At 65.6% G+C, this 19,472-nt stretch carries 16 protein-coding genes; 4 read left to right on the top strand and 12 right to left on the bottom strand.

What is annotated here, in order from left to right; translation table 11 throughout:
* Positions 1 to 161: 161 nt before the first annotated feature.
* Positions 162 to 1,742, bottom strand: a complete 1,581-nt coding sequence (locus LB565_RS12795; RefSeq protein ID WP_224584452.1) for a WD40 repeat domain-containing protein — start codon at positions 1,740 to 1,742, stop codon at positions 162 to 164.
* Between the two features lie 284 nt (positions 1,743 to 2,026).
* Between LB565_RS12795 and LB565_RS12790 the strand changes: the two genes are divergently transcribed.
* The gene (locus LB565_RS12790) at positions 2,027 to 2,116 is read left to right on the top strand and encodes a putative RiPP precursor (RefSeq protein WP_224584451.1); all 90 of its coding nucleotides are present in this window, start codon (positions 2,027 to 2,029) and stop codon (positions 2,114 to 2,116) included.
* 58 nt (positions 2,117 to 2,174) lie between these two features.
* On the opposite strand, the gene xth is transcribed toward LB565_RS12790, so the two are convergent.
* The 9 genes from xth to LB565_RS12745 all read right to left on the bottom strand — a co-directional run bounded on the left by xth (position 2,175) and on the right by LB565_RS12745 (position 13,217).
* Entirely contained in the window at positions 2,175 to 2,948 is a 774-nt protein-coding gene (xth, locus tag LB565_RS12785) for an exodeoxyribonuclease III (protein WP_224584450.1), read from the bottom strand.
* Between the two features lie 167 nt (positions 2,949 to 3,115).
* Positions 3,116 to 3,769: an alpha/beta fold hydrolase gene (locus tag LB565_RS12780; RefSeq protein WP_224584449.1), complete on the bottom strand. Its 654-nt coding sequence runs from the start codon at positions 3,767 to 3,769 to the stop codon at positions 3,116 to 3,118.
* Between the two features lie 210 nt (positions 3,770 to 3,979).
* Positions 3,980 to 5,083 carry a tetratricopeptide repeat protein gene (locus tag LB565_RS12775; protein WP_411970643.1) on the bottom strand — a complete coding sequence of 368 codons (1,104 nt, stop codon included), beginning with the start codon at positions 5,081 to 5,083 and terminating at the stop codon, positions 3,980 to 3,982.
* A 17-nt stretch (positions 5,084 to 5,100) separates the two neighbouring features.
* Complete coding sequence (locus LB565_RS12770) at positions 5,101 to 6,012, bottom strand: Ku protein (RefSeq protein WP_224584445.1); 912 nt, start codon at positions 6,010 to 6,012, stop codon at positions 5,101 to 5,103.
* 400 nt (positions 6,013 to 6,412) lie between these two features.
* Positions 6,413 to 8,905 carry a DNA ligase D gene (gene ligD, locus LB565_RS12765; RefSeq protein ID WP_224584442.1) on the bottom strand — a complete coding sequence of 831 codons (2,493 nt, stop codon included), beginning with the start codon at positions 8,903 to 8,905 and terminating at the stop codon, positions 6,413 to 6,415.
* A 265-nt stretch (positions 8,906 to 9,170) separates the two neighbouring features.
* On the bottom strand, positions 9,171 to 9,395 hold the full coding sequence (locus tag LB565_RS12760) for a hypothetical protein (protein ID WP_095820755.1): 225 nt from the start codon (positions 9,393 to 9,395) through the stop codon (positions 9,171 to 9,173).
* A gap of 97 nt (positions 9,396 to 9,492) precedes the next feature.
* On the bottom strand, positions 9,493 to 10,719 hold the full coding sequence (locus tag LB565_RS12755) for a GNAT family N-acetyltransferase (protein ID WP_224584440.1): 1,227 nt from the start codon (positions 10,717 to 10,719) through the stop codon (positions 9,493 to 9,495).
* A gap of 9 nt (positions 10,720 to 10,728) precedes the next feature.
* The gene (locus LB565_RS12750) at positions 10,729 to 12,036 is read right to left on the bottom strand and encodes a hypothetical protein (RefSeq protein WP_224584438.1); all 1,308 of its coding nucleotides are present in this window, start codon (positions 12,034 to 12,036) and stop codon (positions 10,729 to 10,731) included.
* Positions 12,033 to 13,217 (bottom strand): glycosyltransferase family 4 protein, encoded by a 1,185-nt coding sequence (locus LB565_RS12745; RefSeq protein WP_224584437.1) that lies wholly within the window; start codon positions 13,215 to 13,217, stop codon positions 12,033 to 12,035. The genes LB565_RS12750 and LB565_RS12745 overlap by 4 nt, the downstream gene beginning before the upstream one ends.
* A gap of 378 nt (positions 13,218 to 13,595) precedes the next feature.
* Between LB565_RS12745 and LB565_RS12740 the strand changes: the two genes are divergently transcribed.
* Together LB565_RS12740 and LB565_RS12735 are read left to right on the top strand one after the other, a co-directional pair.
* Complete coding sequence (locus LB565_RS12740; protein ID WP_224584436.1) at positions 13,596 to 14,783, top strand: DUF1972 domain-containing protein; 1,188 nt, start codon at positions 13,596 to 13,598, stop codon at positions 14,781 to 14,783.
* Positions 14,780 to 16,051, top strand: coding sequence for a glycoside hydrolase family 5 protein (locus LB565_RS12735; RefSeq protein ID WP_224584435.1), 1,272 nt, complete (start codon positions 14,780 to 14,782; stop codon positions 16,049 to 16,051). Before LB565_RS12740 ends, LB565_RS12735 begins: the two co-directional genes overlap by 4 nt.
* Before the next feature lie 40 nt (positions 16,052 to 16,091).
* Here the strand turns inward: LB565_RS12735 and LB565_RS12730 are convergent, their stop codons facing one another.
* Positions 16,092 to 16,730: a TetR/AcrR family transcriptional regulator gene (locus LB565_RS12730; protein ID WP_224584434.1), complete on the bottom strand. Its 639-nt coding sequence runs from the start codon at positions 16,728 to 16,730 to the stop codon at positions 16,092 to 16,094.
* Between the two features lie 178 nt (positions 16,731 to 16,908).
* Here LB565_RS12730 and LB565_RS12725 point away from each other — a divergent pair, with 178 nt between their 5' ends.
* Positions 16,909 to 18,108, top strand: a complete 1,200-nt coding sequence (locus LB565_RS12725; RefSeq protein WP_224584433.1) for a TCR/Tet family MFS transporter — start codon at positions 16,909 to 16,911, stop codon at positions 18,106 to 18,108.
* Between the two features lie 43 nt (positions 18,109 to 18,151).
* Here the strand turns inward: LB565_RS12725 and LB565_RS12720 are convergent, their stop codons facing one another.
* The gene (locus tag LB565_RS12720) at positions 18,152 to 19,471 is read right to left on the bottom strand and encodes a VpsF family polysaccharide biosynthesis protein (RefSeq protein WP_411970642.1); all 1,320 of its coding nucleotides are present in this window, start codon (positions 19,469 to 19,471) and stop codon (positions 18,152 to 18,154) included.
* Between the last annotated feature and the right edge of the window lies 1 nt (position 19,472).

Raw genomic sequence — 19,472 nt, 5'->3', positions numbered from 1 at the left:
GTGAGGCGCGGCGGCAGTCGGGATGTCCGGCCGGCTATGCCGTCATCGGGATGAACTAGGCAGGAGCTGCGCCCCGTCAATTGGCAAAGGCGTGGAAGCCGCCGATCTTTCCCCTCGTGGAGGAGATTGGCTGCCACGTGGGCCTTCGCCAATCGCCTCCGCTATTCCGGCGCCCCGGCAAACAGCACCGCTCCATCCCCGCCCGCCGCCGGCCAGTCGCGGATGGAGCGGTCGATGCCGCCGGTCAACAGCGTGCCGTCGGCGGCGAAGGCGACCGAATAGATGGGGCCAGTGCCGGGGTCGAATTCGGCGATCTCGGCGCCGGTGTCCACGTTCCAGATCCTGGCGGTGCCATCCAGCGAGACGGAGCCGAGACGCTTGCCGTCGGCCGACAAGGCGAGCGCATAAACCGTGCCGGAATGGCCGTCGAAGCGGCGGACCTCCTTGAAGGTGTCGAGATCCCAGAGCTTGATCGTGTAGTCGCCGCTGCCGGTCACCGCGTGATGGCCATCGGCCAGGAAGACCGCGCCATAGGCGCCGCGGTCGTGGCCGTGCCAGCTGCGCAGTTGCTTGCCCGAAACGATATCCCAGAGCTTCAGCTCGCCGTCGATACTGCCCGTGAGCGCCCTGGTGCCGTCGGGCGAGATGGCAACGGAGCTCACCGACCAGTCGTGGCCCGGCAGCACGCGCAGCACCGCCCCCTTCCCCAGGTCCCAAACCACGACGGAACCGGTATCGTGACCGCTGACGGCGCGCTTGCCATCCGGGCTGATCTTCAATTGCCTGACGCCGCCGTTTGCCCCTGAGGAGAAGACGTGCAGCACAGTGCCGTCGGATAGCTGGCGCAGCACGATTTCGCCGTCATCGCCGGCGGTGAGCGCGGTCCTGCCGTCGGGCATGAAAAGCGCGGTCCGCGCCATGTCCTTGTGCTGGCCAAGATCGCGGATCAGCCGCTTGCCGTCGATGTCCCAGAGCTTGATCATGCGGTCGGTGCTGGCGCTCAAGATCTCGTGGCCGTCGGCCGACACCGCCAGCCAGACGACGGCGTCGCGGTGGCCTTCGAGCGCGGTCGGCTGGGCCGGAGGTGCCGGCGGAGGCGGCGCCTCCGTCTGCGGCGGCGTTGCGGGCACGAGCGCCGTCTGCTGGGTTGGCTGGACCGGCTCTGCCGGCTGGGCGGGCCGCGGCGCGGATCCGGCCGGCGCGGCGGCTGCCGGCGCCGGCTGAACGGGAGCCGCAACCGGCTCGGGCAGCGCGCGCTTTGCGGCCTCTTCCTGTGCGGATGCAGGCGCGGCTGGCTTGACGCTCGCCTCAGGCGTGGTTGGTTTTGCGCTCGCCTTCGGCTCGGGCGGCCGAGGCGCCGGCTCCGCCGGCGCGGTGGCGACCTCCTTCGCCTCTTCGCTGCCCGGCGCCCGCCACGGACCAAACTGGTCGGCGACGATCACGATCAGGGCCAGAAGCGGCAAGGCGAGCGCTGCGCGGCGCAACCGCGGATGGCCGGCCGGCGCGATCTCGGCGTCGCGACCGAACAAAGGGGCAGCCGGATCATGCCTGGCGGCGGCCGGCAGCAGGCCGGCGAGGAACAGCAGCCCGGCAAGGACCGACAGCAAACCGGCCGCGCCCAAGACTTCCAGGCGCGCCGTCGCCGGCGGCCCGCCGCCCAGCGCCGGATAGAGCTTGGCGAAACAGGCAATGCCGACGATCAGCATCGCCAGCGCCAGCAGCCTGTCGGTCGATCTCTTCATCGGTTCCCCCGCGCCTTGCGGCCGCTCCCTTGTCACAGGCGGCAGCAGGCCGGCCTCGGCATCTTAGCCGAGCTGGCGGCCAAGGCTAAGTGCAGGACGTCACACAGCTCGCCGGGCGATATGCTTCTCTTCCAGTTCCACTGCAGGCGTCATACTATCGGTATACTATCGGGCCGCTATTCCATCAGTGAAACACTATCCAGCCATAGAACGGCCCGCCCGACCGCTTACTTGACGGAAGCTGCTCGTATGAGATCATCCGTCGGAGTAATAGGAGGGCAACCATGAAGAAGACTTACGAGAAACCGGTTTTCGTTCGTAAAGGCAAGCTTTCGGCAGTTGTGGCCGGCTCGCCGCCCATTCCGCCGCCATGACCGGGCACCCGAAACCTGCTTCTCGACAATCCCCGCCACGGCGGGGATTTCTGTTTTCTCACCCCAACTCCACCCAGACCGGCGCGTGATCGCTGGGGTTTTCCCCTGCCCGCACCTCGCGGTCGATGCCCGCCGCTTCCAGTTTTCGAGCGAGCTTCTTCGACAACAGGATGTGGTCGAGCCGCAAGCCGGCGTCGCGCGGCCAGCGGTTCCGGCGATAGTCCCAGAAAGTGTAGAGCCGCTGCTCCTTGGGAAAAACCTTGCGCAACGCGTCCGTCCAGCCCTGGTCGATCAGCGCGGCGAAGGCGGCGCGGCTTTCAGGCTGCACCAGCGCGTTGTCGTCATAGGAGCGGGTCGCATAGATGTCGCGCGGCTCGGGCACGATGTTGAAATCGCCGGCGAGCGCTACCGGCAGGCCGGTGTCGAGGAGCTCACCCGCATGCGCCGCGAAGCGCTCGTGCCAGGCGAGCTTGTAGGCGAATTTCGGGCCGGGCTGCGGATTGCCGTTGGGTGCATAGAGGCAGGCGATGACGACGCCGTCGACGGCCGCCTCGATGTAGCGGGCCTGGCGGTCGGCATCGTCGCCGGGCAGCGCATCGCGCGTCAGCACAGGCTCGGCGCCGCGCGCGAGGATCGCGACGCCATTCCAGGCCGGCTCGCCCTTCCACACCGCGCCATAGCCGGCGTTGGCGAGCCGGGTCAGCGGGAATTGGGTGTCGCGGGATTTCAGCTCCTGCAGGCAGACGACATCGGGCCTTGCCTTGGCGAGCCAGGCGAGCAGGTTTTCCAGCCGGCTGTTGATGTTGTTGATGTTGAAGGTGGCGATCTTCATTTGCCGACGACGCCCCTCGCTTCGTCATCCTCGGGCTTGACCCGAGGACCCATGCCGTGGCCTTCGCCGTGGAATGCGGCGGAGCAGAATTCTGGAATGCCGCAACGCTCGTATGTAACGGCGTGGATTCTAACGTCTGCGCGCGTCGCTCCGCTCCTTGCTTCGCCCTAGAATGACGACGCTGAGGGCTGCGCCAGCTTGGCCTTGATCGTCTCGGCCACCGTCCTCAGATGATCCGCCGTCGAAAAGCCCGAAATCGCTTTGCGCGGTTTCAGGTCGTGGTCGCCGTCCTCCAGCCAGATCACCTCGATGGCAGGAGAAAGGCCGTAGGTTGCGACTTCCTCCCTCGTGCCGAACTCGTCGCGCGTGCCCTGGAAGATCAGCGTCGGCGTCTTCAGGTCGGCGAGATGCTTTGTCCGCAACTGCTCCGGCTTGCCCGGCGGGTGGAAGGGATAGCCGAGACAGACCAGCCCGCCGATCTCGCCCTTGGCGAACATCTCGTCGGCGACCATGGAGGCGACGCGGCCGCCCATCGATTTACCGCCGATGATCAGTCTGCCGGTCACGCCCTTGGCGCGCAGGTCGGCGATTGCCTTGACGTATTCCGGGTTCACCGTCTCGGCGCGCGGCGGCGGCTTGCGATGGCCGTAGCGGCGGGCGGCCATGTAGTGGAATTCGAAACGCGCGACCTGAAAGCCGGCGGCTGCGAGCTCCTTGGCGGTGGCGGCCATCGACGCGGAATCCATCGGTGCGCCGGCGCCGTGCGCGAGCAGGATGGTGACGGGGGCGGTGTCGTCACCGTCGAAGAGGAAATGGGTCATGGGTGCGCCAACCTCCTCTTCTCCCCTTGTGGGAGAAGGTGGCCGAGCGAAGCTCGGACGGATGAGGGGTGCTCCAGCTTGGCGGCCACGCCCATCAATATCCTTACATGCGACAAGGTCACCAGCGCCTCATTCCTTCCAGCACCCCTCATCCGTCTCGGCGCTACGCGCCGATCCACCTTCTCCCACAAGGGGAGAAGGAAGAGGCGCTCACCCCGCCGTCCGCGCCATATGCAGATCCACGAACTGTATCCCCTTCTGCGCAGTCCGTGCCCATTCGGATACCGCATCCAGCTCCAGATAGCGCATCCACAGCCGGCGAGCTTCGACGAGATTGCCGCCGTCAAACTCCAGCCGCGCCAGGTTGAACACCGGATCGGCATAGGCCTTGTCGAGCGCAATGACCTTCTGGAGGTGCCTTCGCGCCGAAGCGACCTTGCCTTCGTCGCTCATCAGCCCGGCGAGGTTGAACCAGGCCTCGACGAAGCCGGGGTCGAGCTTGATCGCACGAGCATAATCATGCGCGGCTTCGGCAACTCGGCTGGCGCCGCGCAAGCAGTTGGCGCGGTTGAAGGCGGCAATCGCATCCTTGGGATCGATCGCCAGGCAACGCTGGTAGAGCGCGGCCGCATCATCGTGGCGCCCCTCCTCTTCCGCTATCTCGGCCTCGGCGAAAAGCTCTTCCAGCGTGTCATCCTCGGGTGAACCCAGGTCGAACAAAAGCTGGCCGTCGAGCTCGCTCCTGCCTTCGTCGAGATAGATCGCATCCGGGCGGCCATGCTGCGAGCCGAGATTGAGCGACTTGGCGGTGAGCGAGGCGACCGGGCCGGAGCGGTGCACGGAGCGCGCGATCGCGCCCCAGGTGGCGCCGCTGGCGATCAGCCCGGCATATTTGCGCGCGAGGATCAGGTCGCGGAAGGAATAGGGTTCGCCATCATGCTCGAAGGCATCGAACAGCGACAGAAGGTCGAGATCCTCGCTAGCCAGCCGCGACTGGTCGATCAGCGATTGCCGGGAGAGCGACGAGGTGTCGGGCGCCTTCATCAGCCCAAGCAGGCGCAGGAAGCCATTCTCGCTGACCAAGGCACGGCCGGCTTCGCGCTCGGCCTTCGCGCGGCGCTCGATCTCGGCATCGCCAGTCTTCGTCAGCCCGGCCTTGGCGAGAAGCGTGCGGCCGAACACGACATGAGAGGTGCGGCGGGTGACGCCGCGCCGCAACTCCGCATGGCGGCGCTCGACCTCGCGGGCAGCGAGACGCAGCGGAAAGGCGGCCAGAGCGCCGATGACGCCGAAGACGGCGCCGGGAACGATCACTGGCCCTGCATTTCCCGTCACTTCTTGCTCTTGCCGACAGCCTTCAACAGGTTCGCCTTCAGCGGGTTCTCAGCCGCGCCGCCGCCGGCTGCCGCCTTCTTGGCAGGCTTTGCCGGCGCTTCCTCGGCCTTGCTCTTCGACTTGGCCGGGGGTTTCGCCTGTTGCGACAGGCTCGCCTTCAGCGCATCCATCAGGTTGATGACGTTGCCACGCTCGGGCGCGGCCGCGATGATCGGCTTATGACCCTTCAGCTTCTCGCGGATCATCGCCATCAGCGCCACCTCGTAGCGATCCTCGTAGTTCTTCGGATCGAAATGGGTCTGCTTCTGCTTGATCAAAGCCTCGGCCAGCTGCAGCATTTCGGGATCCGGCTTGGCATCCGGGATATTGCCGAAATATTCAGCTGTGCCGCGCACTTCGTTGGGATTCCTCAAGGTGCAGACGAACATGCCGTTCTCGCGCGCGCCGATCGTCACCACGCGCTCGCGGCTGGAAAGCACCAGGCGGGCGATCGCGAGCTTGCCGGACTTGCGCATCGCTTCCCGCAGCACCGCGAAGGTCTCCTCCGCCATGGCGCCGTCGGGCGCGAGGTAATAGGGCGAGTCCTGGTAGATGACGTCGACCTCGCCCTCGTCGACGAAAGCCTCGATGTTCATCGTGTGGTTGGATTCGATCCGGACCGCGTCGAGGTCGGCGTCGTCGATGATGATGTACTGCTTGTCCTCATATTCGTAGCCGCGCACCAGGTCCGAGCGCTCGACCAGTCCGAGCTCGGGATCGACCGGCTTCATGTTGATGCGGTTGTGGGTCTTCTTGTGCAACTGGTTGAACGAGATGCGCTCGCTCGCGCTGGTGGCCGGATAGAGCCGGACCGGACAGCTGACGAGGCTGAGCTTGAGATAACCTTTCCAACTTGCCCTGGGCGCCATGATGAACTCCTACGCGGCCATGCACTGACACTATGTTGAAGCATGGTCTTGTCCAAAAACCGGTTCCCGCCTTTTGGGACCATGCTCTTTGCAGCGCTTCGTCCGTAGGACGATTGAGGCTGCGGAAATCCTACACCGACCCCTGATTGTACTGCCGAATTCCTGACGAAGTGTTTTCTGGGGCGGTTGGCGCGGAGAATAGTTCAAATTGTAGCAAGCGTCGATGCCCTGACGCCGTTCCTCGCCCCCGCGGAGGCGGGGGAGAGGTGGCTTGGCGGAGCCGAGACGGAGAGGGGATTGGCGCAAAGTTGAATGCTTCTTGGCGCCTCAACTCTCACGCTGGCGTTGCCCCTCTCCAGCCGCTGCGCGGCCACCTCTCCCCACTTCGTGGGGAGAGGAACTAGCGCTCAAACACCGGCAAATCCCGCGCCGCCTGGTCGATGTCCGCCCAGGGATCGCCAGACGTCTCCAACAGCCCCGGCAGCGAGGCGTAGTTCAGGTCCTCCGGTGCGTCGATGGTCTCCAGGTCGGTCCAACTCACCGGCGTCGAGGCCGGCAGATTGGTGCGGGCGCGCAGCGAATAGGGCGCGGCGGAGGTGTGGCCGCGAGCGTTGCGGTGGAAGTCGATGAAGATGCGCTTCTTGCGGTTTTCCTTGCCCATCGTGGTGGTGAAGGTGTCGGGCGCGGTTGCAGCGAGCAAAGTCGAAATCGCGCTCGAGGCCTGATGCAGCTTCTTCCAGTTCTGCTTTCGGGTCACCGGCACGGTGATGTGGATGCCTTTGCCACCCGAGGTTTTGGCGAATGGCATCAGTCCCAGGCTCTCCAGCCCGCCCTTGATGTGGACGGCGGCCTCCACCACCTCGCGCCAGGAAATCCCCTCGCCCGGGTCGAGGTCGAAGACGATCTGGTCGGGCTTGTCGAGTTTTGACCGGTGCGTTCCCCAGGTGTGGAATTCCACCACGCCGAATTGCGCCAGCGCCAGATAACCCTTGGCGTCCTCGACCGAGAGATAGGTTTTCGTCTCGCCTTCCGAATTGATCGACTCGAACACGGCAACCGAAGGCGGCATGCCGGTGAAGGCGTGGCGCTGGAAGAAACAGTCCTGCGGCTTGCCGGTCGGGCAGCGCACCAGCGAAACCGGCCGGCCGATGATATGCGGCAGCATGAAATCGCCGACCAACGCGTAATAGACGGCGATGTCGAGTTTTGTGGGCCCGGTCTTGCCGAACAGCCGCCGCTCCGGATTGGTGACCCAGATAGTGGCGAGATCGGATTCGGCGATCAGCCGCCTTCGCTTGACCGGCACCGGCGTGGTCAGCCCGCCGACATCGCGCAACCCGCGGAAGACGCCGTGCCGGATCGCATTGTCGCCGGTGCGGTTCGAATAGTGGATGCGGGCCGACAGCAGCGGCTTAACCCAGTGCATCTCGCGCATGATCTCGCGCGGCACGCCTTCAGGCGGGCTGGCGCCAGCGGTCAACCGCTCCAGTCGGGCCAGCAGGTCTGTCGCCATATCGCGGTCGAAGCCGGTGCCGACCTTGCCGCGATAGTGCAATTCGCCATCAACGAACTCGGCCATGCCGAGCGCCGCCAGCCCTTCCGCCCGATCGGAGACGGTGTAGCCGGCGATGACGAAGTCGTCTTTCTCGAGCGCCTTGATTTTGGTCCAGCTCTTGGTTCGACCGCTTTGGTAGATGGCGTCGGCGCGTTTGGAGACGACGCCTTCGAGTCCAAGTTCCGTCGCCTGTTCATACAGCCCGCGCCCGTCACCCTCGACATGGTCGCTATACTGGATGGCGGCGTTGGCGGCCTGGCCGGCGAGCAGTTCGGCAAGCAGCGCTTTGCGCCTTTGCAGCGGCGCCTTGCGCAAGTCCCAGCCGTCGAGATGCAGCAGGTCGAAGGCATAGAAATGCAGTTTTGAGCCGGCACCTTCGGCCAGCGCATCCTGCAGCAGCGCGAAGCGCGAGATGCCCTTATCGTCGAGCACCATGATCTCGCCGTCGATGATCGCTTGGGCGACCGGCAGTCGCAAAAAAGCCTGCGGAAGATCGCCATAACGCTTGGTCCAGTCGATGCCGCCGCGGGTGATCAGCCGCACCTCGCCATCCACGACATGCGCCATGGTGCGGTAGCCGTCGAACTTGATCTCGTGCAGCCAGAGTTGGTCGGTGCGCTCCGCGGGATCGTCGCTGCCTGGCGGCTTCGACACCTGCGTGGCGAGCTGCGGCTCGATGCGGCTCGGCGGGTCAGCCTTGACGGCGCCGGGCAGCGCACCGGGCTTCAGCGAGCCACGCTTTGGCGGCAGGCGTTCCGTCTTCTTCGGCGGCGCCGCCAGTTCTTCAATGTGGCGGCCGGACTTCACGCTCTCCGGCCGTGCCTCGAGGATGTCGAGCGTGGTGTCGGAAGCGAGGTCGCGCTCCTTGAACAAGAGCCAGTTCTTCTTGCTCTCATCCTCGCCGGGCTTCGGCTTCAGCCGGGTCAGCATCCATCCGCCATTGAGTTTTTGCCCGGCCAGCCGGAACTTGAAGGCGCCGGTCCTGAGGCTTTTTTCGACATCCTCCATCGGCGCCCAGGTGCCGGTGTCCCAGACGATCATCGGCCCGCCGCCATATTCGCCCTCCGGGATGACGCCCTCGAAATCGATGTATTCGATCGGATGGTCCTCGGTCTCGACGGCGAGACGCTTGTCGGCGGGGTTGAGCGAGGGCCCGCGCGGGACGGCCCAGCTCTTCAGGACGCCGCCGACTTCAAGGCGCAGATCGTAATGGTCGGCGGTGGCGTGGTGCTTGTGCACGACGAAGCGGTTGGAACCGTCGGCGGAAAGGCTGCCTGCGGGCTCGGGGGTGCGGGAGAATTCGCGCTTGGCGCGGTAGGGTTTGAGGTTGGCGGGCATAGACTAAGTGCCGAGGCGCAGACGGGACAATGGCAAACGCCTCGTTCCTTCGCGCCCCCCTCTGTCCTGCCGGACATCTCCCCCTCTAGGGGGGAGATTAGCAGACCGCGCGCCCGCGCTCCCCTTACACCGTCGGCGATTGGCGAAAGCCGGCGTGACAGCCAATCTCCCCCCTTGAGGGGGAGATGTCCGGCAGGACAGAGGGGGGTGCTGTCCCGCCAGCATTTCAGATTTTCCTACATCGCGGCGAAGCAAGGGATTTGGATCAATCGTCAATCGCCGGCGTCAGTTCCAGCTCCGCCGGCGTGAGCCCTTGCCTGAGCTGGCTCAGCCGGAACTCGTCGACCCAGTAGGCCTCGCCGTCGACCAGCACGCGGGCGCTGTAGGAGCCGCCGGAAAAGCGCTGCGCGGTGACATAGACTTTGTGGCGCTCGAGCGCGGTCTTCACCGCTGCGCGGCGGGACTTTTCTCTGGCGACGGGACTGGCCATGGCCTCACTCGAACACGCTGCCGCTAAAGATGCGGCTGCCCCGTAAGCATGGCGGAGAGCGGAATGTGAGTCAATTTGCCAGGCCCGCTTTGCCCATTCACCGCGCCCGCAGCCGCCGCCAGCGCTGCATGAATTCCTGCGCGATCTTGAACAGGCGCGGGTTGTCGCGCACGAAGGCGACGCCGCGGCCGCGGTATTTGATGGCCTCGCTCGCCGCTACGCCCTTCGGCGTGATGCCGTAGCAAAGTTCGGACAGAACCGACTTCACTGCGCCCATATGTTCCTTGTAGCTCTGGTTGCCGACAGACAGGTCGAAATAGTCGAAGTCCTGCCCGCGGCCCCATTTGATCAGCTCGCCCATGATGCAAAGTCCGGGCGAGACATTAGGCACAGCGCCCTGATCGATCGCGACAAGCAGCGCGTGCAAGGTGCCCAGATGGACCGCCAGATATTGGACCGCGACTATCACGTCTCCGGCGCGCAGGCCGAAGATCCGCACCGAACCGTCGGTCAGGCCGCGATGCGCGGCCCTGCGGTAGAAATCGAGGACCGGCGGCTGCGCCAGCAGATCGAACCGGCCGAGCTCGCGAAAGCGGCTGAGCCGCATCTCGACCAGCTTCCCGAAGATGGAGTCGACAAGGGCCGGCGTGTCTGCTTCCACCAGCGCCAGGCCGCCATTGCGATCGAGCCGGCGCAGATCCTTGTTGAGCGCCTTGACGAAGGACGGGCGGCAGATGCGCTTGACGACGGTTTCGGCGTCGCCATCCATGGCGATGCCGTAATGCGAGTGGATGGAGTCGCGCGCCGGCGACAGCAGCGCCAAGGGATTGGCGACGCCGCCGACCTCTTTCGGGATGCCGACGATGTGGATGCGGTCGGCCGGCGGCAGCACGGAAAGCACCGCCGCCCAGGCGGCCTCGGCGGATTGCCTGGTCCACGGCGTCGCGTCGGCGAGCAAGGGCGCGGAATAGTCACACACTCCGCAGCTCAGCCATTCGATCACCCAATGGCGGAATGCGCGGCGCCGCATCAGCGGTACAAGCATCCTCGGCTCGCCCGTGCCTGCATCCCTCACTTCTACGATCGCAAGGTCGGCTTTTTGCGGCAGGAGCCCTTCGACGATCCCCTCGGCCCAGGCGAAGTGCTGGTGGCCGGTGCACACGCCCGTCGCCTCGAGACGCAGCCAGAGCGGCTTGGCCGTTTCGAGGCTGGTGTGCAGCTCAGCCACGTAAGCGGTGCTGGCGGCGCCGGCAGCGTGCGCCGCGGTCTCGCCGTCAACCAAGCCCGTCGTCATTGCGGCCATCGGCATTGCCTGGCTTGCCACATCATTCTCCTATCGTCGCTGCACGGCGAGCGTCGCCGCGCGGCGCCAGGCGCCGACCATCGTGGGGCGCTGCTTGCTCGGATGCTTGAGGTTCCACATGCGGTTGGCCGCGAAATACCATGAAGCCACGAGCACAAAGGTCTCGGACACCGCGGCACCGGCCAGCGACCAAGTCGACGGCGCGACGGCCAACAGGATGCCGATCGTCGCGAGTCCGACGATCGCGCCGGCCATGGTGATGAAGGCGACGATGCGGAAATCGCCGACGATCTCGAGGACCACGCGCGGCATCACATAGGCCATGATCGGCACAAAGTTGGCGATGGCGAAAATTCCGATCAGGCCGACCGAGGCATGCTGCAGGGCCTGGGACTTGATCATCGGCAAGATGAACAGGATACCGCAGCCATAGGCCAGGCTGCCGACACCCATGACGAGCGCCCAGATCTTGGCCTGCGCCCATACGCGGTCGAACTCTTTGTTGCGCACCAGCTTTGCCAGTTCCGGCTGCGCCATGTTGGAGAAGGCAAGGCTGGAAATGCGCAGCGGCGCAAACAGCACCAGCACCGCCGCCAACGGCGCGTAAGCGGCGGGCCCGGCGATGCCCGCGACCAGCAGCGCCAGGGATTGCCCCTGGATGTTGGTGGTGGTGGCGCTGAACCCTGACCAGCAGAGCTGCGGCCATAGCTTTGCATAGCGCCGCCAGGTCGGCGCGCGGAAGGAGATGCGCAGCCTGCGGCGCGCCAGTCTCACCAGCACGGCGATGCCGACGATATTGGCCGCGGCAAGCGCGTAGAAGGTGGCCTGAAGCGCATCCGTGAAAAACCAGATCGCCGCCCCCGCGAGGACTATGCCCGCGACGGTGAACAGGGCGTCGCTGATCGAGACGACGAGTTGCATGCGGCGTGCGAAGAATGCCGTGCGCATATGGCTGCGCAGCGACCAGGCGCAGACGAAGCAGGCGGCGCCGATACCGTTCGGATCGCCCAGGACGCGCATCAGCAATCCCGTGCCCAGCCCCATCAGCAGCGCCACCACCAGCGCCGCCGATCCGAAGGTTACATCATGGGCGTCGACGCCGGCGCTGTTGGTGCTCTTGCTCATCCATATGCTGGCGGGAACGGCGGTGAGGGATCGGATGTAAGACAAGCCGACGCCGCCCATCACCATGGCCAGCGCGAAGAGGCCGTAGCCTTCCGCCGACAGAAGATGCAGCAGCGCGATGTTGAGGGCGAAATGGAAGCCGCTCTGCATCGCCTCGCCGCCGATCATCAGCATGAGGCGCCGCACCAGATGGCCCGGGAAGGTGAACTTCACGGGCTCGTCTCCGCCTGGCCGGCAATGTGCGCCCGCCCCTGTCGCGGCGTTGCAGCCTTCAGCTTGTCGGCCACGATCGCCACGATCGCGGCGGCGGCGATATGTTCGCTGAACACCGCGTCATAGCGTGCCCGGCCGGCAGCGGCGAAGCCGCGCCAGAGGTCCGGCCGCAGGATGATCTCCGTGAGCTTGCCGGCAAGGGCGGCGGCGTTGCCGGGCGGCACATGCCAGCCGGTCTCGCCGTCCGCCACCACTTCCATCAGCCCGCCGATCGCCGACACCAGCGGCGGCCGTCCCCAGCCCATTGCTTCGATGGCGACGCGACCAAGCGATTCCGGGCGGCGCGATGGCACCGCCACGATATCTGCCCAGCGATAGTGGTCGGCGGGGTCGGCGACGAATGGCAGCACCTCGACATGCCCGGTCAGGCCTATGCGCCCAACCAGCTCGGCCAGTGCCTTCTCGCGCTCGACGCTTTCGAAGGCGCCGCCGACGAGGCGGACCTCTACACGGTCGCGCAACGCAGCGGGGAGCGAGGCGACCGCTTCGAGCAGCACCTCCTGTCCCTTGATGCGGTTGACGCGACCAAGCAGCAGGACCTTGAGCGGCCGGTTGCCGTCATAGGTCGTCGGCAGGGCGGCCGCCGGCCCGGCGACGCCGTTATAGACGACATGCGTGCGCCGTCCCTTGGCATCGATGATCGACGGGTCGCCGAAGGTGGCGCGCGTGGCACGTGAATTGAAGATCAGGTCGGCCTTGCTCCAGCGCATCAAGGCGACAAGCACCTTGCGCAGGATGCCCTCGGGAATCTCGTGGATGTGCAGCAGAGCCTTGCGCGGCAAAAGCCGCGCGGCCAGCGCATAATCGACGATGATCGAGGTGTTGATATAGGTCAGGTCGCTGCCCCGCATGCGCCGCCAGGCGCGCCACAGCGCCGCCGGCAGCCGCGCCATCTCGACGGTGGCGAGCCTGAGCATCGCCTGGCGCCTGAGCACCCACAGCGGTTCGAACACGATACGGCTGGCATGCGGCTTGAGGATATCGACAATCGGCCCCTCGCGCGGCAGCACGACTTCGATCTCGGCGGCCGGAAACGCGGCGCGCAGCGCAGCCACGCTCTCCGCGAAGCTGCGGTCCGAACCATAGAGCTCATAGCCCTGATGAACGCAGGCAATGCGCATCACTATCTTTCCACCTTGCACCCCGAGTCCGCTCAGCACCGGACCTCAAGCGCGGAAGAAACTTCATGCCAAATCCGCACGCCGCTCTACCCGGCGATGGCCACTGGAGGCTCGGGAGCAAGGATTGTGCCGGGTTCGTGAATGCCCTGCTGCGACCCCTGAACCCCGGCCGTGCCCCGTATCGGTACAGATACGCCGCGAAAGTTGACCGATAATGAAGCAAGCCAAGCTTTCTGAAGAGAAATTTTACACCTTCATGCGAGTATTCGCCTTGGGGGTACCCTGGCACGCAAGTTGCTGGGCGTGTCAGTGACGCAACAACAACCATGACCGGACCCCGGGGATTCCTTTATTTTGAAACCGGAACGACCTTCTATTTTGAAACCGGAACGACCTTCCAAGCTGATCGAAAGGCCTTCGATCCTCATCCTGGGGACACGCGGCATTCCGGCTTCTCACGGCGGCTTCGAGACCTTCGCCGAGCGGCTGGCGCTTTTTTTGGCCGGACGCGGCTGGAAGGTCGGTGTCTATTGCCAAAAAGAGGTCGAGCGCGTCGGCCAAAGGGTGACGAGCGAGACCTGGCGCGGGATCGAGCTCATCACCATCGAGGTCGCCTCCAGGGGTCCGCGCGCGACGCTGGAATTCGACTGGCAATGCGTGCTCGATGCCGCCAGGCGGCCGGGCGTGTGCCTGGTGCTCGGCTATAACGGCGCCGTTTTCCTGACCTGGCTCAGGCTCATGCGGCGCAAGATCATCACCAATATGGACGGCATCGAGTGGAGGCGGCCGAAATGGGGACCGGCGGCGCGCACCTGGTTCTGGCTCAACGAATGGATCGGCGCGTGGCTTTCGCACCGGCTTGTGGCCGACCACCCGGCGATCGCCGATCACCTGGCGACAAGGCGGCCGCGCAGCGCCATCGCCACCATTGCTTACGGCGCGGACCCGGTGACCTCGGCTCCGGAGGAACCCATTCGCGCGCTTGGGCTCGAGCCCGGCAAATATCTGGTCTCGATCGCGCGGATCGAACCCGACAACAACATCCTGCCGATCATCGAAGCCTTCCGCCGCCGCGACCGGGGCGAGATGAAGCTGGTCGTGCTGGGTACGCTCAACGACGAGATCCCCTATCACCGCGCGGTGAGCGAAGCGGCAGGTTCGGTGGTGATGATGCCGGGCGCGATCTACGACCAGGCGACGGTGAAGGCGCTGCGCTACCATGCGCGCGCCTATATGCACGGCCACACGGTGGGCGGCACCAACCCCTCGCTGGTCGAGGCGCTTGCCGCCGGCAACATGGTGATCGCGCATGACAACCGCTACAATCGCTGGGTCGCCGGCGATGCGGCGATATATTTCAACGACACGGACAGCCTGAGCCAACGGATCGACGAGGCGCTGGCCGACGACGCGCTGGTGGCGCGCTGCAGCAAGGCGGCGCGGGCACGCGCTCGCGAGGCCTTCCGCTGGGAAGACGTTCTCACAGCGTATGAGAAGGAAGCGCTGCGGCAGCTCGGCGTTGCCACCGCCGTGCCGGCGAAAGCCGACCGCGCCAAGCACGCATGACCGGCTGGTCGCGCCGCCGGATCCTCGGCGCGGCGCTGGTCGCGGCAACAGCACCACTGGCGAGTGCGGTTCCACTGCTCGTATCTCAAGCGCGAGCCGCCGGCGCATGGCCTTTCAGGCGCGGGGTCAACACCTGGCCGTGGTTTGCCCTGACGCGCGAATTTCCGGCGCCCCGCACCGACTATGACTGCCCGCCCTTCCAGCCGCAGCGGCCGGTGCCGACGCCGGCCGACCTTGCCCGGCTGCGCGCCAGCGGGCTCGACTTCATCCGCCTGCCTGTCGATCCGGGCCCATTCCTGGCAGCCGACGCGGGCCAGCGCGCCAAGCTGATGGCGATGCTGAGTGCGGCGGTCGAGGCGGCGCTCGCAGCCGATCTTGCCGTCATCGTCAACGTGCAGGCCAACGGCGCCACGCATTACTGGAATCCCGACCGCATGTATTCGAGCACCGCGGCGCCGGAATTCACGCGCTACCAGGTCTTCGTCGGCGAGGTTGCCGGCATGCTGGCGGACATGGCGCCCGGCAGGATCGCGCTGGAGCCGGTCAACGAGCCGCCGCAGGACTGTGCCTCCGGGTTGTGGCCCGAGGTCCAGGCGGCGCTGCTGAGCGCAGCGCGGGGCTCGGCGCGCAAGCTGCCGCTGCTCGTCACCGGCGGCTGCGGCTCGATGGTGCGCGGACTGACCGCGCTGGATCCGGCACCGCTGGCGGATTTCGAGCCGATCCTGTTCACCTTCCACTTCTATGAACCCTATCTGTTCAGCCATCAGGGCGCGCCATGGATGCGCGAGCCGGTCTACCGCGCGCTGAACAACGTGCCATGGCCGGCTTCCGCCGGAACGCTGGAAAGGACCTTGGCCTCGGTCAGAGCAAGGATGGCGCAGGATTCCGAGAGGTCGGACGAGGCCAAGAAAGCCGCCTATGAAGAGACTGAAAAGGTGCTCAAAGTCTATTTCGATGCGCAACCCGACCGCCGCTTCATCGATGGCTATCTCAAGCAGGTGGGCGACTGGGCGGAAGCTCACGACGTCGCGCGCGAGCGCATCATCATGGGCGAGTTCGGCGCGTTGCGCACCGATGCCCGCTACACCGCCGCGCCCAATCCCGACCGCGCCCGCTACATCGCCGATGTCCGGCAGAGCGCCGAGGCCTTCGGCTTTGCCTGGGCATTCTGGGACCTGTTCGACGGCATGGGCATGATGGACGACACCACGCGCGCGCTCGACCCGGCGATGGTCGAAGCGCTGGGGCTGACGATGCCACGCGCTTGATTTGTTGAATCACCAAACCGCGCCAAAGGTTTGGTTTCGCTCACAGGTACGGCGTGCCGGCCATTGCGGCCTTCAGGCCCGCCGCCCCCTTGTCGACGAGCGCGAGGAAAACATCGTTAGCTTTCTCCTGGCTGCGGGTCTGGCGGAACGCGCGATGCGCCTCGAGGAAGGCAACAGTCCAGGTCGCCAACAGCAGGTTTGCCGCGAGATGCGCGTCGGGATCGGCGGCGTCGCAGCCGACGCTTTCGGCCAGCGCCGCCGCCACCATGTCGGCCAGTTCGTCGCGGATCGCTCGCGCCCTAGCCTTCAAGGTTTCGCTGCCGGCGACCGTCGGCACCAGGCGCTCGCTTCTGGCGGAAAATTCGACCACCGGGCTGCGTTCGGCGACCAGCCGGTGCGCAAGCAGGTGCAATGCCTCCAGTGGTGCGACACCGGCCTCACGCTGGCGCACGGCCTCGCGCAGCATCTCGCGCCCCTCCTCGTCGCGGTCGAAGAACATGTCCTCCTTGCGCGGGAAGTGGTTGAAGACCGTCATGCGGCCGACGTCGGCGGCCGCAGCGATCTCGTCCACGGTCACATGATCGAAGCCGCGTTGCATGAACAGGCGCGTGGCGGCATCGGAGATAGCCTTGCTGGTAGCGAGGCGTTTTCGGGAACGGCGGTCGGACGGTTCTGGCATGGCTTCCCGATAGCATGATTTTTGTACTCAGTACATATTTGTATTGACTCTGCCTCGCCGTCGTCCGATATGTGTACTCAGTACATATTAAAACTCAGTACACAGAAGGTTTGACGCCTGGCGCGAGGTGCCCTCCCGCCGGCCGGCGAAGAAGCCTTTGCTCCCGGAGCTTACCCCCATGAACAAACCCCTCATCGTCATCTTTGCCGCCATTTGCCTCGACGCCGTCGGCATCGGCCTCGTCTTTCCCATCCTGCCGCGCCTTCTCGAGGAGGTGACCCACAGCCCCGATATCGTCGCCTATATCGGCATCATGACCGCGCTCTACGCGGCCATGCAGTTCTTCTTCGCGCCGGTGCTCGGCGCCTTGAGCGACAATCTGGGCAGGCGGCCGGTCCTGCTGATTTCGCTGGCGGGCGCCGCGATCAATTACCTCATCATGGCCTTCGCGCCACAGCTCTGGATGCTGTTCATCGGCCGCGCTGTCGCGGGTCTCACCAGCGCCAACATTTCCGTAGCAACGGCCTACATCACCGACATTACGCCTGAGGAGAGACGCGCCGGCCGCTTCGGCCTGTTCAGCGCCATGTTCGGCATCGGCTTCATCGTCGGCCCGGTGCTGGGCGGCGTGCTCGGCGACCACTGGATCCGGTTGCCCCTCATCGCCGCCGCCCTGCTCAACGCCGCCAACCTGCTTTTGGCCGTCTTCGTCCTGCCGGAGTCGCGGATGCCCCCCCGCCAGAAGATCGAGCTCGCCGCGCTCAACCCGCTGAGGCCGCTGCGCTGGGTGTTGTCGATGAAAGGGCTCCTGCCCATCGTCCTGGTCTATTTCATCCTCTCTGGCGCCGGCGAGGCCTACGGCACCTGCTGGGCGCTCTGGGGTTTCGACACGTTCGGGTGGAACGGCCTCTGGATCGGGCTTTCGCTCGGCGCGTTCGGCCTTTGCCAGACGCTGGCGCAGGCCTTCCTGCCCGGTCCGGCCGCCCGGCTGCTCGGCGAGCGCAAGGCCTTCGTCGCCGGCATCGGCTTTGCCTGCATCGCCCTGGCCACAATGGCCTTCGCCAACCAAGGCTGGATGGTGTTCGCCATCATGCCGGTCTTCGCACTCTCCGGCATCGGCACGCCGGCCTTCCAGGCGCTAGCGACAAGGCAGGTCGATGCGGAACGCCAAGGCCAGTTGCAGGGCGTGCTGGCCTCGGTCGTCAGCCTCGCCTCCATAGTCGCCCCGCTCGCCTTCTCGACCTTCTACTTCGCCACGCGAAGAGAATGGCCCGGCGCCATCTGGCTTTCTGTGATCGCGATCAATCTGGTCGCCGTGCCGCTGGTGTTGCTTGGGACAAGGAGGATTGAGGCGGTTGGTCGACCCGTGAATGCATAATGCGAGCGGCTGCGTTCCTTCGCGCGGGGGCGCCGTAGAGCGCCTACGCCTGCGGCCTTTGACCCGCAACAGGCCTCGCCGGCCGATAAAGCGCCAGCGCCATCACCACGAATTTGGTCATCAGCGTCGTCTTTGAGGCGATGCTTTCGGAGGTGTTGATCAGGATGAGCCAGCCCAGCATCGGCAACCAGATGCCGGGATGGCAGCGGCGCGCGACCTCATGCATGAACAACGCGAAGCCGAAGAAGATCAGGAGCGTGAAGAAGGCCCCCTGGTAGAGCGTCAGGCGCAGGACCGGGTTTTCGATACCCTGCTCCAGGCCGCTGATGCGGCGCATACTGTCGAGCAGGTCGACATCGGGCCCGACGATCAGGTCGCGCAGCTCCAGATGCCTGAAGAGATCGAACATCTCGACGCGGGCATTGGCGCTGCCGCTGTCGGAGACGAAACGTTCGAGCAGCGCGTCAAAGAAGCCGTAATAACCGGCCAGCGCGATGGCCAGCGGCAGGAGCGCGGCGAGCATGATCACCAGCGCGGCGCCCAAGAGGTTGACGCGCCCGGTCCTGAGCTGCGCCAGGCCCTGGATGAGCAGATAGACACCGCCGAGCAAGATCGTCAGCACCATGCCCGAGCGGCCGCCGAAGGCGACCAGCGCGCAGAACTGCAGGCCGACAAGCGCCAGCCTGAGCGGCGTCGACAGGGAAAGCGAGCCGGACAGCAGCGACAGCACATAGATAGAGGTGACCGTGGCATTAGAGAGCGGGTGGCCCTGCAGCGCCGTCGAGCGCAGGTCGTTGACGAACACCGCGCCGTCGAACCTGTAGGGGAACACCAGATGCTTGGTGCCGAACTCGAACAGCGCCATCAGCGCATTCGCGGTCATGACGACATGGATGACGAGCTGCAGCCAGGCAAAGGTCTTCTCGTCGTCCTCGCTGAGCAGCAGCACGAGCAGTGCCGGGGCGACGAACGTGTCGATCATGCCGGCCATGCCGGGGCGCTGTCTGAGGATGACGACGAAGAGAAGCACCGTCGCGATCACTGCCATCAGCATCGTTGCCGGCCGCTTGTTGGTGACATGAACCACATAGCCGACCGGGTTGCCAAAGGTGCAGGAGCGCCAGACGAAGACGAGCACGAAGAGATAGGTGGACGGGTGGATCTTGCTCAGCGGGCTGCCTTGCAGGCCGTCATAATTATAGCCGGCCAGCCACAGCATGCCGCCGGAGACGGAAAACAGGAGCAGCACCGCCAAGGTAATGCCGATCCGGGTCAGCGCATCGACGGAGACGATGCGCCGGCCGGCCATGCCGTAACCCGAAACGGGGACAGGCCGGGCAGGACCAGCCGGGATCGCGGCCATG

This window comes from Mesorhizobium sp. CA14 (assembly GCF_020165195.1).
GTDB lineage: Bacteria > Pseudomonadota > Alphaproteobacteria > Rhizobiales > Rhizobiaceae > Mesorhizobium.
Note: the sequence above shows the minus strand (reverse complement) of the source record. Positions and strands in the feature narration are given on the sequence as shown.

Coding starts and splice junctions, on each gene's coding strand:
- LB565_RS12795 (WP_224584452.1), bottom strand. CDS start 1,742: ATGAAGAGATCGACCGACAGGCTGCTGGCGCTGGCGATGCTGATCGTC.
- LB565_RS12790 (WP_224584451.1), top strand. CDS start 2,027: ATGAAGAAGACTTACGAGAAACCGGTTTTCGTTCGTAAAGGCAAGCTT.
- xth (WP_224584450.1), bottom strand. CDS start 2,948: ATGAAGATCGCCACCTTCAACATCAACAACATCAACAGCCGGCTGGAA.
- LB565_RS12780 (WP_224584449.1), bottom strand. CDS start 3,769: ATGACCCATTTCCTCTTCGACGGTGACGACACCGCCCCCGTCACCATC.
- LB565_RS12770 (WP_224584445.1), bottom strand. CDS start 6,012: ATGGCGCCCAGGGCAAGTTGGAAAGGTTATCTCAAGCTCAGCCTCGTC.
- ligD (WP_224584442.1), bottom strand. CDS start 8,905: ATGCCCGCCAACCTCAAACCCTACCGCGCCAAGCGCGAATTCTCCCGC.
- LB565_RS12760 (WP_095820755.1), bottom strand. CDS start 9,395: ATGGCCAGTCCCGTCGCCAGAGAAAAGTCCCGCCGCGCAGCGGTGAAG.
- LB565_RS12745 (WP_224584437.1), bottom strand. CDS start 13,217: ATGCGCATTGCCTGCGTTCATCAGGGCTATGAGCTCTATGGTTCGGAC.
- LB565_RS12735 (WP_224584435.1), top strand. CDS start 14,780: ATGACCGGCTGGTCGCGCCGCCGGATCCTCGGCGCGGCGCTGGTCGCG.
- LB565_RS12730 (WP_224584434.1), bottom strand. CDS start 16,730: ATGCCAGAACCGTCCGACCGCCGTTCCCGAAAACGCCTCGCTACCAGC.
- LB565_RS12725 (WP_224584433.1), top strand. CDS start 16,909: ATGAACAAACCCCTCATCGTCATCTTTGCCGCCATTTGCCTCGACGCC.
- LB565_RS12720 (WP_411970642.1), bottom strand. CDS start 19,471: ATGGCCGCGATCCCGGCTGGTCCTGCCCGGCCTGTCCCCGTTTCGGGT.